This is a genomic window from Streptococcus sp. SP1 (genome assembly GCF_030440005.1).
GTDB classification, from domain to species: Bacteria; Bacillota; Bacilli; order Lactobacillales; family Streptococcaceae; genus Streptococcus; species Streptococcus parasanguinis.
Map to the genome: position 1 here is coordinate 1 of NZ_JAQFJJ010000004.1, position 15,125 is coordinate 15,125.

The window sequence follows — 15,125 nt, forward strand, 5'->3', positions numbered from 1 at the left end:
ATTGGCTTGAACACCTTAATTGTATCGCGTTTGGAGTTTTTTTGGTATAACCTTCGATGCGCACCCGCATAGCGGGTGGTTTTTTGTCTCGCACCTAACGGAGCGAGACGGACTGAAAGTCACATAAGAAAAGACTAAGACAGAATTGTCTTAGTCTTGTTCGACTCTTAGTCTACATTCACATATTCTTTTGAAAGTTCAAGAACTTCTTCCATTGTTGAACATTCAGTCAGAGCACGGTTAGCGTATTCTTGCATTTTAGCAGTGTCCAATTTCTTCATCAAGCTACGTGTACGAAGGACAGATGTAGCTGACATGGAGAACTCATCCAAGCCCATTCCGACAAGAAGTGGAACAGCAGTTTGGTCACCGGCCATTTCACCACACATACCAGCCCATTTACCTTCAGCGTGAGCCGCTTTGATCACATTGTTGATCAAGCGAAGGATAGATGGGTTATAGGGTTGGTAAAGGTATGAAACTTGTTCGTTCATACGGTCAGCAGCCATTGTGTATTGGATCAGGTCGTTTGTACCAATTGAGAAGAAATCAACTTCTTTAGCAAATTGATCAGCAAGCATTGCCGCAGCTGGAATTTCAATCATGATACCTACTTGGATATCATCTGCAACCGCTACCCCTTCAGCAACCAATTTCGCTTTTTCTTCTTCGAGAATTCCTTTAGCCGTACGGAACTCAGTCAACAAAGCAACCATTGGGAACATGATCCGCAATTTACCGTGAACAGATGCACGAAGTAAAGCACGCAATTGTGTACGGAACATTTGGTTACCTGTCTCAGAAATAGAGATACGCAAAGCACGGAAACCTAAGAATGGGTTCATTTCTTTAGGAAGATCGAAGTAAGGGAGTTCTTTATCTCCACCGATATCCATTGTACGAACGACAACAGGTTTACCGTTCATACCTTCAAGAACAGCTTTGTAAGCTTCGTATTGATCATCTTCAGTTGGGAAGTCTTGAGAATCCATGTACAAGAATTCTGTACGATAGAGACCAACAGCTTCTGCACCGTTATCATTTACACCTTCAACGTCTTTAGGTGTACCGATGTTAGCAGCCAATTCGAAATGTTTTCCATCAGCAGTAACTGTTTGAGCATCTTTAAGGAGAGCCCATTCAGCTTTTTGTTTCGCGTAAGCTTCACCAGCTGCTTTGAAGGCAGCAATTTGCTCTTCAGTTGGGTTGATCACCACTTCACCAGTGATCCCTGAAACAGCCAAAACATCACCGTCTTTGACAAGTTCTGTGATGTTATTTGTACCAAGAACAGCCGCGATTTCAAGTGTACGCGCCATGATAGCTGAGTGACTGGTACGTCCACCGATGTTAGTAACAAAGGCTTTTACGTACTTTTTGTTCAACTGAGCTGTATCAGATGGTGTCAAGTCATGCGCTACCACGATTGCTTCTTCATTGATAGAAGCAGGGTTAGGCAATTTCTTACCAAGCAAGTTAGCAAGCACACGTTTTGTAACGTCACGAATATCCGCTGCACGTTCTTGCATGTAAGGATTGTCTTCCATTCCTTCAAAGATCGCAATGAACATGTCAGTGACTTCTTTTAAGCCTGCTTCTGCATTGATTTTTTTCGTACGAATCGTTTCTTTGATCTGACCAACCATTTCAGGGTCAGCGAGAACCATCATATGCGCATCAAAAACTTGCGCTGCTTCTTCACCAAGGCTTGCTACTGCATTCTCCCGAATAAGAGAAAGCTCGTTTTGTGAAGCTTCAAGAGCTGCATCCAAACGAGCTTCTTCTGCACTTGTATCTTCGACTGAAACTGTCTCAAATGATAAGTCTGGTTGAATGAGCAAATATGCCTTAGCAACGGCAACACCGTCAGATGCTGCAATTCCTTTTAGCATTTTTGTCATATTTTTAAGCCAATCCTTCTTTAGTCATTGTTTCTGAGATAGCTGCAATCGCATCATCAGCGTCAGCACCTTCAGCAGAAATTACTACGTCAGCACCTTGACCAACACCAAGGCTCATAACACCCATGATTGATTTCAAGTTAACTGATTTACCTTTGTATTCAAGAGTGATGTCTGATGCAAATTTGCTAGCAGTTTGAACCAACAAAGTTGCTGGACGTGCGTGGATACCTGTTTCTGCCACGATGTGGAAATCTTTAGAAGCCATAATTGGACTCTCCTTTTAAAAAATAGTTTTTGAGTTACCTTTTGATAACCCTTACAATTTGGTATTATATCATCTTTTGAAATTTTTTTCAAGATTTTTATCACTGACTTACAGAAAAAGACTGCGAAAAATCCCAATTTAGATACATTCTAAGAAGCTACTGAAGAACGGAGAAAATATCTTTTCAATTTTCTACTATATTATAAGTAACATTTTCCTCCACTTTCAAATAAAAAGAAGCTACTGAAACACAGGATATTGATTCACCAAAAAATTATAACTAATTAAAGATGCTTTAAAGCCTATTCCTATCCTATTTCTTGGAATTTCTCAATTTTTGTTAACCACAATATATTGTGTTTTGAAAGCCCTATTCCATCTCTTTGCACAATATTTAGTTTTATTTTGTTGACAAGTTGCTGAATTTTGTTTATACTGTTTACAGATTTATATTTCGATAGGAGAACGGAAAAGAAATGGTAACCATTTATTCAAAAAATAATTGTGTTCAGTGCAAAATGACGAAGCGATTCCTCGATAGCAATCACGTGGAATACCGCGAAATTAACTTAGATGAACAGCCAGAATTTGTAGAACATGTTAAAAACCTTGGCTTCAATGCTGCTCCAGTTATTCAAACACCGGATGAAGTATTTTCTGGTTTTCAACCAGCTAAGTTGAAGAAACTTTCTTAATATACACAGTATTTTGCTTAAATAGGGTCTAGCGTTAGCAACCTAACACTAGACTTTTTACTTGTAAAGAGAGGAATTTTCCTCTTCATTTTTTTGAACTAGAAAAGGATTATTATGGGATTAAAATCTCTTGAAGATGTGACGTATTTCCGTCTTAACAATGAAATCAACCGTCCAGTAAATGGCCAAATCATGCTTCATAAAGATAAAGAAGCTCTGGATGCTTTCTTTAAAGAAAATGTTGTACCAAATACCCTGACTTTTGACTCGATTACAGATAAGATTCAGTACCTTCTCGAGCATAATTACATTGAAAGAGCTTTTATCGAGAAATATCGTCCTGAATTTTTGGAAGAATTGGCCCAATTTATCAAAGAACAAAACTTCCAATTCAAGTCCTTCATGGCGGCCTATAAATTCTATAACCAATATGCTCTGAAAACAAATGATGGAGAATACTATCTCGAAAGTATGGAAGACCGCGTCTTCTTCAATGCTCTCTACTTTGCAGGTGGAAATGAAGCTATCGCGCGAGATATCGCAAACGAAATTATCCACCAACGTTACCAACCAGCTACTCCTTCTTTCTTAAATGCTGGTCGTGCTCGCCGTGGAGAATTGGTCTCCTGTTTCTTGATCCAAGTAACCGATGACATGAATGCAATTGGACGCTCTATCAACTCTGCCCTTCAACTTTCTCGTATCGGTGGTGGGGTTGGGATCTCCCTCAGCAACCTTCGTGAAGCTGGAGCACCGATCAAGGGCTATGAAGGAGCTGCTTCTGGGGTCGTTCCAGTTATGAAACTCTTTGAAGATAGCTTCTCTTACTCTAACCAATTGGGACAACGCCAAGGAGCTGGGGTTGTTTACCTCAACGTCTTCCACCCAGACATCATCGCCTTCCTTTCTACTAAGAAAGAAAATGCTGATGAAAAAGTTCGGGTTAAGACTCTCTCACTTGGGGTAGTCGTGCCAGACAAATTCTATGAATTGGCTCGTAAGAATGAAGAAATGTACCTCTTCAGCCCATACTCTGTTGAGCGTGAATACGGAGTGCCATTTAACTACATTGATATCACTGAAAAATATGATGAGTTGGTCGCTAATCCAAATATCCGTAAGACAAAAATCAAGGCACGTGATTTGGAAACTGAAATTTCTAAATTGCAACAAGAATCTGGCTACCCTTATGTAGTCAACATCGATACTGCTAACCGGGCAAACCCAGTTGATGGAAAAATCATCATGAGTAACTTGTGTTCAGAGATCCTACAGGTTCAAGAACCAAGCTTGATCAACGATGCCCAAGAATTTGTCCAAATGGGAACAGACGTCTCATGTAACCTTGGTTCAACCAACGTGGTCAACATGATGACTTCACCTGATTTTGGTCGTTCAATTCGTGCCATGGTTCGTGCTTTGACCTTCGTTACAGATAGCTCTCATATCGTAGCAGTCCCAACTATTGACCACGGAAATAAACTGGCGCATTCGTTCGGACTTGGAGCTATGGGACTTCACAGCTACCTTGCGCAACAATTGATTGAATACGGATCGCCTGAGTCTGTTGAGTTCACAAGTATCTATTTCATGCTCATGAACTACTGGACTCTCGTAGAATCAAACAACATCGCGCGTGAACGTGGCGTTACCTTCCACAACTTCGAAAAATCAGACTATGCCAACGGTACTTACTTTGATAAGTACACGACTGGAGAATTTGTACCAAAATCTGATCGCGTCAAAGAACTCTTTAAAGATATCTTTATCCCAAGTGCAGAGGATTGGACAGAACTGCGTGCTAAAGTTCAAGTAGATGGTCTTTACCACCAAAACCGCTTGGCTGTCGCACCAAATGGTTCAATCAGCTACATCAATGACGTATCTGCTTCTATCCACCCAATTACACAACGGATTGAAGAACGCCAAGAAAAGAAAATCGGGAAGATCTACTACCCTGCAGCTGGTTTATCAACTGCAACCATCCCTTACTACACTTCTGCCTACGACATGGATATGAGAAAAGTCATCGATGTCTATGCTGCGGCAACTGAGCATGTAGACCAAGGTCTTTCACTGACTCTCTTTATGCGCAGCGATATTCCAAAGGGTCTTTACGAATGGAAAACTGAAAACAAACAAACCACTCGTGACTTGTCTATCCTTCGGAACTACGCCTTTAACAAAGGTATCAAGTCTATCTACTACGTTCGTACCTTTACAGATGATGGTGGAGAAGTTGGCGCGAACCAATGTGAAAGCTGTGTCATCTAATGAACCCAATATTTATAATAATTATATATACAATCTGCATTATTCCTTATCGTTCTGTTTTAAAGGAATTGACAAAGTTTTGTCCAGAAATAAAAGAAACATTTGTTTTTTTCATTAAACGTTATAAGAATTCTAAAAATTTCAAGAAATTTTTAAACTTCATATTAATTATTTTTATTTCAATTTTAGTTCTATTCATATCTCCTATTTTTATTTTATATTTAATTTGTTATCATGCTTTAAAAACCAACTTAAACAATATACATGCAAATGTATATAAGTATTTTGTTATACCTTATGTTCTTACCTGGTTTCTGGTTTCCAATTTCATTAAAGATAATAACTACGGAATATCTTTATCAATAATAACAAAATACTTTAACAGGTTGAGTAAGCTATTTACCGAAACTTCTGTTGTTCAGTTCTTCTGTATACTATTAGTTATAGGAGCAATTTCTTTATTCCTTAACCTATTTCCTAAACTGTTTCTATCAGAAAATAATACTATTGACAAGGATTTTTGGGGTTTAATAACACTTCTTTTCACTAGTAGTATGCTAACAATAATATTTCTTACTTTTTTGGGAACTTTCTTTATCTTGACTGATAATGTTACAACCGATTTGACTAAAAAATTTAATATTAGTTTTTTTGATGTATATTCTACACTATCATTGTATTACGCTAGTTGTATTTTACTTGTAAAAATTGTCTTCAATCTTAGTATAAAACCATTTATAGAATCGAGAAAGCAAAATGACGACTTACTACAAAGCCATTAACTGGAATGCCATCGAAGATGTCATCGATAAATCGACCTGGGAAAAGCTAACCGAACAATTCTGGTTAGATACACGGATTCCTTTGTCAAACGACTTAGACGACTGGAGAAAGTTATCTCTCAAAGAAAAAGACTTGGTTGGTAAAGTCTTTGGTGGATTGACACTCTTGGATACCATGCAGTCTGAAACGGGTGTGCAAGCTCTTCGTGCAGATATCCGTACTCCTCATGAAGAAGCTGTCTTTAACAACATCCAATTTATGGAATCTGTCCATGCTAAATCCTACTCTTCTATCTTTTCTACCTTGAATACCAAGTCAGAAATCGAAGAGATTTTCGAATGGACCAATACCAATCCCTTCCTTCAAAAGAAGGCAGAAATCATCAACGAGATCTACCTCAATGGCACTCCTCTAGAAAAGAAAGTAGCCAGCGTCTTCCTTGAAACCTTCCTCTTCTACTCTGGTTTCTTCACACCGCTCTACTATCTTGGAAACAACAAGTTGGCCAACGTGGCTGAGATCATCAAGTTGATCATTCGGGACGAATCTGTTCACGGAACCTATATCGGCTATAAGTTCCAACTTGGATTTAACGAATTACCAGAAGAGGAACAAGAAAAACTTAAAGAATGGATGTATGACTTGCTTTACACCCTCTATGAGAATGAAGAAGGCTATACAGAGAGCCTCTATGACGGTGTAGGTTGGACAGAGGAAGTCAAGACCTTCCTTCGTTACAACGCTAATAAAGCCCTCATGAACTTGGGACAAGATCCGCTCTTCCCTGACTCAGCAGATGATGTCAACCCAATCGTCATGAACGGGATCTCAACCGGAACATCCAATCACGACTTCTTCTCTCAAGTCGGAAATGGTTACCTTCTCGGTGAAGTAGAAGCCATGCAGGATGACGATTACAACTACGGCCTATAAGACAAAAACCTTTCCAGACGGAAAGGTTTTTTTGTTGCGATTTTTTCTGATTGGATCCCCTTCTTATTTGAAAAAAAGAGGCTGGGACAAAAGTCCTAGCCTCTCAATTGTCTTTGGATTGTCGAGCAAGACGCAGTGGTTGAGTGGGGTCTACTACGATGATTTCATCAGCTTTCACAGCCCTACTCAACTGTGCGGAGGCGGGACAACGAAATCGAATTCTAACGAATTACCGATTTCTGTCCCACTCTCTCCTATTATTACAATTTACCTGCTACTGCATCCAACAATTCTTGGATTTTCGCTTGGTTGCTTCCTCCTGCCATGGCCATGTCTGGTTTACCACCGCCACGTCCATCAACGATTGGAGCCAATTCTTTAATCACATTACCTGCGTGTACATCTTTTGTCTTGCTGGCTACAAGGACGTTCACTTTGTCACCGATGGCTGCGACAAGGACAAGCACATCAGAGTAGTCTTTTTGTTTCCAGTTATCTGCGAAGGTACGAAGGGCACCTGCATCTGATACAGAAACTTGGCTTGCGATAAAGCTGTGACCATTTGCTTCTTGAACATTCTTGAAGACATCACCTGCTGCTGCAGCCGCTGCTTTTTCCTTCAATTCTGCATTTTCTTTTTGCAATTGACGAAGTTGCTCTTGAAGGCCTTCTACCTTGTGAGGGACTTCTTTGAGTTGAGGGGCTTTTAAGGTTGCTGCGACTGCTTTCAGAGCATCTTCTTGTTCACGATAAGCTTCAAAGGCTTCCTTACCAGTCACTGCCAAGATACGACGAGTTCCTGAGCCGATCCCTTCTTCCTTGACAATCTTGAAGAGACCGATTTCAGAAGTATTGCCTACATGGGTACCACCACAAAGTTCAACTGAGTAGTCACCGATGGTCACAACACGAACTTCTTTACCGTATTTCTCACCAAAGAGGGCCATCGCTCCCATTTCTTTGGCTGTATCAATATCAGTCTCAACAGTCTTGACTGCAATGGCTTCCCAGATCTTCTCATTGACTTGTTGCTCAATAGCGCGTAATTCTTCAGGAGTTACGGCTTGGAAGTGAGTAAAGTCAAAGCGAAGGAATTCTACTTCGTTGAGAGATCCTGCTTGGGTTGCGTGGTTACCAAGAATATTGTGAAGAGCCGCATGGAGCAAGTGAGTTGCTGTGTGGTTCTTCATCACACGGTGACGACGATTAGTGTCAATGGCCAAGGTGTATTCTTGGTTCAAGGCAAGAGGAGCAAGGACTTCAACAGTATGGAGTGCTTGTCCATTTGGTGCTTTTTGAACGTCTGTTACAGTCGCTACGACATTTCCTGCCGCATCCAAGATTTGACCGTGGTCAGCTACTTGTCCACCCATTTCAGCGTAGAAAGGTGTTTCTGCAAAGATCAGTGATGCAGTTCCTTCTGAAACAGCTTCTACTTCAGCATTGTCCGCTACGATAGCCACCAACTTAGAAGGCAATTGACTAGCATTATAGTTAAAGACACTTTCAACTGTGATATTTTGAAGGGTTTCATTTTGCATCCCCATAGATCCGCCTTTGACAGCTGATGCACGCGCACGCTCTTGTTGTTCCTTCATAGCTGCTTCAAAACCTTCACGATCGACTGTCATTCCAGCTTCTTCAGCGATTTCTTCTGTCAATTCTACTGGGAATCCGTATGTATCATAGAGTTTGAAGACATCTTGACCAGCAATAACCGTTTGGCCTTTTTCTTTCAAGTCTTCAACGATGGTTTGGGCAAAGTGTTGACCAGAGTTCAAAGTACGAGCAAATGACTCTTCTTCACTCTTGATGATTTTCTCGATGAAGTCTTGTTTTTCAAGTACTTCTGGGTAGTAACTTTCCATGATCTTCCCAACGGTTGGAACCAATTTATACAAGAAAGTTCCCTCGATCCCCAATTTTTGACCATGCATAGAAGCACGACGGAGGAGACGACGAAGAACGTAACCGCGTCCTTCATTACCAGGAAGAGCCCCATCTCCAATCGCAAATGAAAGCGAACGGATGTGGTCTGCAATCACCTTGAAGCTCATGTTGTCGCCATCTGGATCATAGGTTTTACCAGACATCTTTTCAACTTCACGGATAATCGGCATGAAGAGGTCTGTTTCAAAGTTGGTCTTCGCCCCTTGGATAACAGCTACCAAACGCTCTAAACCAGCGCCCGTATCAATGTTCTTGTGTGGCAATTCCTTGTATTCGCTACGAGGTACAGCAGGGTCTGCGTTAAATTGTGACAAGACAATGTTCCAGATTTCGATGTAACGGTCATTTTCGATATCTTCTGCAAGCAAGCGAAGACCAATATTTTCAGGGTCAAAAGCTTCACCACGGTCAAAGAAGATTTCAGTATCTGGTCCAGAAGGTCCCGCACCGATTTCCCAGAAGTTGTCTTCGATTGGAATCAAGTGACTTGGATCCACACCAACAGCGATCCAACGGTTGTATGAATCCTTATCATCTGGATAATAGGTCATGTAAAGTTTGTCTTTGGGGAAGTCGAACCATTCAGGACTTGTCAAAAGCTCATAAGCCCAAGTAATGGCTTCATCACGGAAGTAATCCCCGATGGAGAAGTTCCCCAACATTTCAAACATAGTATGGTGACGAGCAGTCTTCCCTACGTTTTCGATATCATTGGTACGAATGGCCTTTTGAGCATTGGTAATCCGTGGGTTTTCAGGTTTGATAGTTCCATCAAAGTATTTCTTAAGAGTGGCAACCCCTGAGTTGATCCACAAAAGGGTTGGGTCGTTTACAGGAACCAAACTAACAGATGGTTCTACTGAGTGGCCTTTGCTTGCCCAGAAATCAAGCCACATTTGGCGGACTTGTGCACTAGATAATTGTTTCATATTTGTCTCCTAATTTTTATAAGATTAGTTGGTGCCTGCTTCTAACATTTCGACATAATCGATAGCGACACACAGTGAGATGACTAAATCAGCGTATTCATCCTCATAAACCGATACTTGATAAGTAGAGGTTAGATGAAAGAGTTCTTTGCTAATCTCAGCGACGATTTGATCCCGATCATCGAACAATTTGAATTCCAGGTCCCAGATATTTCCCTGCACCCGAAGCCCCAAATCTTCGATTTCGTATTTGTCTCTGAAGATCGTCAGCTTTTTATGGATATAAAAGCGGTCCCCATTCATCAACTCAACCACAAATTTTGGAAGAAGGCTGATTGTTTTTTTGGTGATATGGCTAACTTTTTCTCCATTCTTATCATAAATGGTAAAAGTCTTGGGAATCTTAAGAAAGGATCCCTCAACCTGGTATTCGACATTTCCTAACTCATCTTTGATATCGAAGCGTTCGCCACCCAATCGAAATTTTTGTTTCACTTGATAGGTTCGCATCTTTTGATCTCCTTTGAAAAGCTTCAGAGAACGATTCACAAACAAAAGACAAGCCACTAAACGAAGGGCGAAAAACCGCGGTACCACCTTCATTCAATGAACTTGTCATTCTTCATTTTGTATGTAATTGTCTCAGCCGAGTAGCAAAATCATTTCTCTTCCATGGCTCGCACCCCCGCCACTTCTCTGATTCTGAGTAACAATGATTTATTCTCAACTATTTCATTATACAAGTTCCAAAAGGAACCGTCAACTATTTTTTAGATGATGAGCTGCTACCGCTTGTTTCAACACCGATATTTTGCAAATATTGGTTGAATGTTGATTTGAAGGCATCATCTTTGACCTTGATATTGGCATTGGTCATCGCTTTTGCAATAATGCTACGGATGTAGTTAGTATCTTGCTTACGACCGTCAACAATGATCTCTTTCAGACGTTTTTCGTATTTCTTCCAGTCAGAACCTTTTTCTGTCTTCTTGTTCAATTTGACAATATAGTAGCTAGCAGAATAGTTTTGACCTGCTGAAACTGTGATGACATCTGAAATTCCATTTTCATCCAACTTAAAGGCAGCTTCTTTGACTTGAGATGGAATATCTGCTGTTCCTGAATCGAACTTGACTTCGCCACCTTTGTCTTTTGTAGCGGTATCTGTTGAATTGTCTTTTGCAATTTTGGAAAAGTCTGCACCTTCAGCTTTAGCTGCTTCCAATACTTCTTTTGCTTTGTCTTCAGAATCCAACTTGATAATTTGTGCTGTTACTTCTGGTGTGTAAGATTCAAAAGCCGCCTTGTAGTCTGACTCTTTGATATCTTTCTTAGCAGCTTGATTAACTGCATATTCCAACAACATATTGCTACGGATTTGTTTCTTCGCTGTTTCTTCCGTCAAGCCTTGTTGCGCCAAGTAAGCGTCAAATTGGTTGCCCAATTGTTTCTTTTGTTTAGCCAATTCTTTATCGACTTCTTTATCAGAAACTTTTGATCCATATTCTTTTTCAAAAACTTTATTGATAGTCATTTGGAAAAGAACTTGTTGGGCTCCTTGGTTTGATTTGATTTCATCATAGAAATCTGAAACTGTGATCGTGTCCCCTTTCATGGTCACGACATCTTTGTTTGTGCTATTTGCACAGGCTGCTAATGTTACGACTGATAGCAAGGTCACAGCACCTGCTACAAGTTTTTTCTTCATGAAAATTACTCTCCGTTCCTTTTTAAAACTTCTTCTATTTTACCACAAATTAGAGAGAATACCTTAAATTTACCTAAAAAGAGCTAGGATCTGGCAGGGTTACCGTCTCTGCATTTTTACGAATCATCAAAATACCGTCTCCAAGTGGCACCAAGCTAGCTGTCAAATCTGGATGGTTGAGAGTCGCGTTAAAGAGGTTTTGAAGACCTCGATAAATGGTCCGTTGCCCACGACGAACTTCCATGATGTCTTTGGCAACATCTCCTCCTTGGAAAATATCATCCAATACTACGACTCCTCCAACCTCCAAGAGTTCGAGGATGCGAGGCAAAAAGACGATGTACTTAGACTTAGCAGAGTCCATAAAGACAAAGTCATAGGTTTCTGTTAAATCCCGCAAGACATCTACCGCGTCTCCTTCAAGCAAGGTAATTTGCTTTCTCAGATCGTATTTAGCTAGATTTTTCTTGGCAAAGCCAATCATTTCTTCGTTACGATCAATGGTAGTAATTTGTGCATTGGGGACATTTTCAGCCATTAAGAGCGCCGAAAACCCAATTGCTGTCCCAATTTCAAGGATTTTCTTTGGTTGTAGGGCTTGTAGGAGTAGTCTAAAGTATGCTACCGTTTCATGCGGGATGATGGGAATATTTTCCTTGCGGGCGAATGCTTCTAATTCCTTCAGGGCACCAGCTACCGGCTTTTGACGGGTCCGCATAAAGTCAACGATCTCGTCTTTAATGACTGGCCGGCGCATATTGTGGTTGGCATTTTTACTATAAGACTCTACCATTTTATGCGAGTCCTAATTTTTCCACTAGGGTTTCAAATTCATTCAAACGACGTTCAAAGACTGCAAAGGCTGCGTCCAAATAGTCTTCTTTTTCCATATCCACACCTGCTTTGCGGATGACATTGAGTGGATAATCAGAGTTTCCAGCCTTCAAGTAGTCGATATATTTGTCACGATCTTCTTGGGTTCCATGAACGATTTTTTCAGCTAGAGCTGAAGCTGCTGCAAAACCAGTTGAATATTGGAAAACGTAGTAGTTATAGTAGAAGTGAGGAATACGAGCCCATTCATATTGGATTTCAGGGTTGTCTTCTTTTGAAAGACCGTAGTATTTCTCATTGAGTTCTGCATAGAGGTTGTTCAAGAATTCACTAGTCAAAACGGTACCTTCTTGGTCTGCTTTATGGATAGCATGCTCAAATTCGGCAAACTGGGTTTGACGGAAGACGGTTCCACGGAAGCCATCCAAGAAGTGATTCAAAATAGCAAAACGAGTTGCATCGTCTTCTACTTCTTCTAGGAGACGTTCTGTCAAGATATTTTCATTGGTTGTAGAGGCAATTTCAGCAAGGAAAATAGAGTAGTCTCCATAGACATACGGCTGGGTTTCACGGGTATAGCTAGAATGCATACTATGACCAGTTTCATGCACCAAGGTGAAGAGGTTATCCAATGTATCTTGCCAGTTCAACAACATAAAGGCATTGGTATCATAAGAACCACCTGAATAGGCACCTGAGCGTTTTCCTTGGTTGACATGCACGTCGATCCACCGTTCGCTAAAGGCACGTTTCACACGAGATAGGTAGTCCTCCCCCAAAACAGCCAAGACTTCTTCTGCTTTAGCCAATGATTCTTCATAGGTAAACTTGTAGTCTGTATCGGATAATGGCGTATACATATCATACATCTTCAAGTCTGAGATTCCTAGAATTTTTGAGCGCAATTGCACATAACGTTGCAAGAGTGGCAAGTGTTTGTTCACAGCTGCTACCAAGCTATCATAAACACTTTCTGGTACAAAGTTTTCAGAAAGGGCTGCTTCACGGGCAGATGAGAATTTGCGAACTTTGGCATTGAAGTTGTGAACTTTTACATTGGTTTGCAAGGTTTTTGCATAGGTATGTTGGTACTGTTCATAGACCTTGTAGAGACCTTCATAAGCTTCTTTACGAACGGCACGATCTTTTGACTCTACCAAAGAAATATAGTTTCCATGTGTTAATTGAACTTCTTCACCCTTGTCATCATGCACAGTTGGAAAAACAATATCTGCATTGTCCAAAATTTCAAATGTTTCCCCGCCAGCAGCAAAGATCTCACCAGCTCCTGCAAGTAATTCTTCCTCTTCTTGGGACAAGACATGTTCTTTTTTCTCTAGCAAACGATCAAAATAATGACCATATTGTTCCAAGGCTGGAACCTCACTAACAAAAGCTTTGTACTGCTCATCCGTAATGGCCATGAACTCAGGCTCATAGAAGGCAAAAGTTTCGCCTAACAAGCTATAAAGAGACATCCCTTTTGATTGGTATTCTTGGTATTTAGCCACTCGTGTATCTTGGTCATTTTTCATATGAGCATAGACATAGACCTTTTCTAAGCGACGGCTCAATTCCAAATAAGCATTGGTTGTCTCCAAAAGCGTTTGCGCTGAACCCAACAAATGGCCAGCATAGTGGCTAGCTGCTTTAATATCTGAAGCTAAGCTAGCTGCTTCTTCTTCCCAAGCTTGATCTGTCGCAAAAATTGTCGACAAATCCCAGTGGTATTTTTCATCAATTTCATTACGTTGTTTTACCATTTCGATTAATCCTCCAATGGTACTATTTTAGCATAAAAATGAACATTTCGGGAGGATTTCTATCTTAGAAAGTTAGCTTTTCTGCTGAGCATAAAAACGTGGGGGATAGAGGATCTGAACAGGTTGGATCCCTTGCGACTGATAATAGGTCATAAACTGCTGGTAGTAACCTTCTACATCCTCTTCAATTTGGAGTAAGTTCTGTGAAAGGATCGGACGACAAAGAGGATAAAAGAAATCCAAGCCTAGTTCCAGTAGATGGTGTCCCTGCAAATAGAGTTCTTCCTGAAACCTCATCCACTTTGGGTGACGATAAAAGAGTTGTTGCTGTATATACGTTAAAAATGTCCGATCGAGCTCGACTGCCATTTGCTGCATGGGTTGCGAAAGATAAGGGGTCCGTAAGACTTCTAGTAAGGACCTTTGACCAAAAGGGAAAATTTCTGTTTGATAATGCAATCGCCCTCGTAAATCCTCATGAATGAGGTATTGTAAACGTAGCTCTTTCTTTGCCAGATCCAATTCCCAAAGATGAAAACCTCGATTCTGACTAAAATAAAGAAAGCCAGCCTGCAGTTTTGTTAGTCTTTCCTTGAGCCACAACTTTTTACCAAGTAACCAATAGACCTGGTAACCGTGGGATCGATAAGCATCGCTTCTCTCCTTCAAGCGTTCTAAAGATAAGGAGCTACACTGCACTTCCAAAGCTAAGTTCTTGTCTACTACCAAAAGATCGGCAATTTGTTGAAAGTCTGCTAAATAACTTTCTACCTCTGTTTTAGACTCCTTAGAGGCCCAATCATAAAGACTAGCTTTCAATTCCAGATGTTCAAAACTCTCCGCTTCGTGATGGTAGGGACAATGCTGTAATTCTACATGAGCAAAATGAGGCCGTAGAACCGAGCCATTTTTTAGACGCACTTGACTGTGACAAGCCAAGCAATAAAAAGGACCAGCTGTTGTAGGTGGGACCTCCTTGATACAGTTCCACCGCTTTTGATCTTTATCCATGGCAATAAACATAGCCCCACCTCCTCATCTATATCATTCGAAAAAAATAAGAAAAAGGCTGGAAATTTCCAACCCT

Annotated in this window: 11 protein-coding genes; 3 read left to right on the forward strand and 8 right to left on the reverse strand. The window is 40.7% G+C overall.

The window, feature by feature from the left end; translation table 11 throughout:
• Positions 1 to 167: 167 nt before the first annotated feature.
• Positions 168 to 1,901, reverse strand: a complete 1,734-nt coding sequence (gene ptsP, locus PCY07_RS02910; protein WP_014713082.1) for a phosphoenolpyruvate--protein phosphotransferase — start codon at positions 1,899 to 1,901, stop codon at positions 168 to 170.
• Between the two features lie 4 nt (positions 1,902 to 1,905).
• Positions 1,906 to 2,169, reverse strand: a complete 264-nt coding sequence (locus tag PCY07_RS02915) for a phosphocarrier protein HPr (protein ID WP_003006411.1) — start codon at positions 2,167 to 2,169, stop codon at positions 1,906 to 1,908.
• A 476-nt stretch (positions 2,170 to 2,645) separates the two neighbouring features.
• Here PCY07_RS02915 and nrdH point away from each other — a divergent pair, with 476 nt between their 5' ends.
• The 3 genes from nrdH to nrdF all read left to right on the forward strand — a co-directional run bounded on the left by nrdH (position 2,646) and on the right by nrdF (position 6,854).
• Positions 2,646 to 2,864: a glutaredoxin-like protein NrdH gene (gene nrdH, locus PCY07_RS02920; protein ID WP_003006408.1), complete on the forward strand. Its 219-nt coding sequence runs from the start codon at positions 2,646 to 2,648 to the stop codon at positions 2,862 to 2,864.
• 114 nt (positions 2,865 to 2,978) lie between these two features.
• Positions 2,979 to 5,138, forward strand: coding sequence for a class 1b ribonucleoside-diphosphate reductase subunit alpha (gene nrdE / locus PCY07_RS02925; RefSeq protein WP_301355301.1), 2,160 nt, complete (start codon positions 2,979 to 2,981; stop codon positions 5,136 to 5,138).
• Between the two features lie 756 nt (positions 5,139 to 5,894).
• The gene (gene nrdF, locus PCY07_RS02930) at positions 5,895 to 6,854 is read left to right on the forward strand and encodes a class 1b ribonucleoside-diphosphate reductase subunit beta (protein WP_301355300.1); all 960 of its coding nucleotides are present in this window, start codon (positions 5,895 to 5,897) and stop codon (positions 6,852 to 6,854) included.
• Between the two features lie 260 nt (positions 6,855 to 7,114).
• Here nrdF and alaS read toward each other — a convergent pair whose 3' ends face one another.
• The 6 genes from alaS to PCY07_RS02960 form a co-directional block, all read right to left on the reverse strand.
• Positions 7,115 to 9,733: an alanine--tRNA ligase gene (gene alaS / locus PCY07_RS02935; RefSeq protein WP_301355298.1), complete on the reverse strand. Its 2,619-nt coding sequence runs from the start codon at positions 9,731 to 9,733 to the stop codon at positions 7,115 to 7,117.
• 24 nt (positions 9,734 to 9,757) lie between these two features.
• Positions 9,758 to 10,243 carry an LURP-one-related family protein gene (locus PCY07_RS02940; RefSeq protein WP_301355296.1) on the reverse strand — a complete coding sequence of 162 codons (486 nt, stop codon included), beginning with the start codon at positions 10,241 to 10,243 and terminating at the stop codon, positions 9,758 to 9,760.
• 253 nt (positions 10,244 to 10,496) lie between these two features.
• Complete coding sequence (gene prsA, locus PCY07_RS02945; protein WP_301355294.1) at positions 10,497 to 11,441, reverse strand: peptidylprolyl isomerase PrsA; 945 nt, start codon at positions 11,439 to 11,441, stop codon at positions 10,497 to 10,499.
• Positions 11,442 to 11,514: 73 nt separating this feature from the next.
• Entirely contained in the window at positions 11,515 to 12,234 is a 720-nt protein-coding gene (locus tag PCY07_RS02950; protein WP_301355292.1) for an O-methyltransferase, read from the reverse strand.
• A 1-nt stretch (position 12,235) separates the two neighbouring features.
• On the reverse strand, positions 12,236 to 14,038 hold the full coding sequence (gene pepF, locus PCY07_RS02955) for an oligoendopeptidase F (RefSeq protein WP_301355290.1): 1,803 nt from the start codon (positions 14,036 to 14,038) through the stop codon (positions 12,236 to 12,238).
• 72 nt (positions 14,039 to 14,110) lie between these two features.
• The gene (locus PCY07_RS02960; protein WP_301355288.1) at positions 14,111 to 15,061 is read right to left on the reverse strand and encodes a competence protein CoiA; all 951 of its coding nucleotides are present in this window, start codon (positions 15,059 to 15,061) and stop codon (positions 14,111 to 14,113) included.
• Positions 15,062 to 15,125 lie beyond the last annotated feature (64 nt).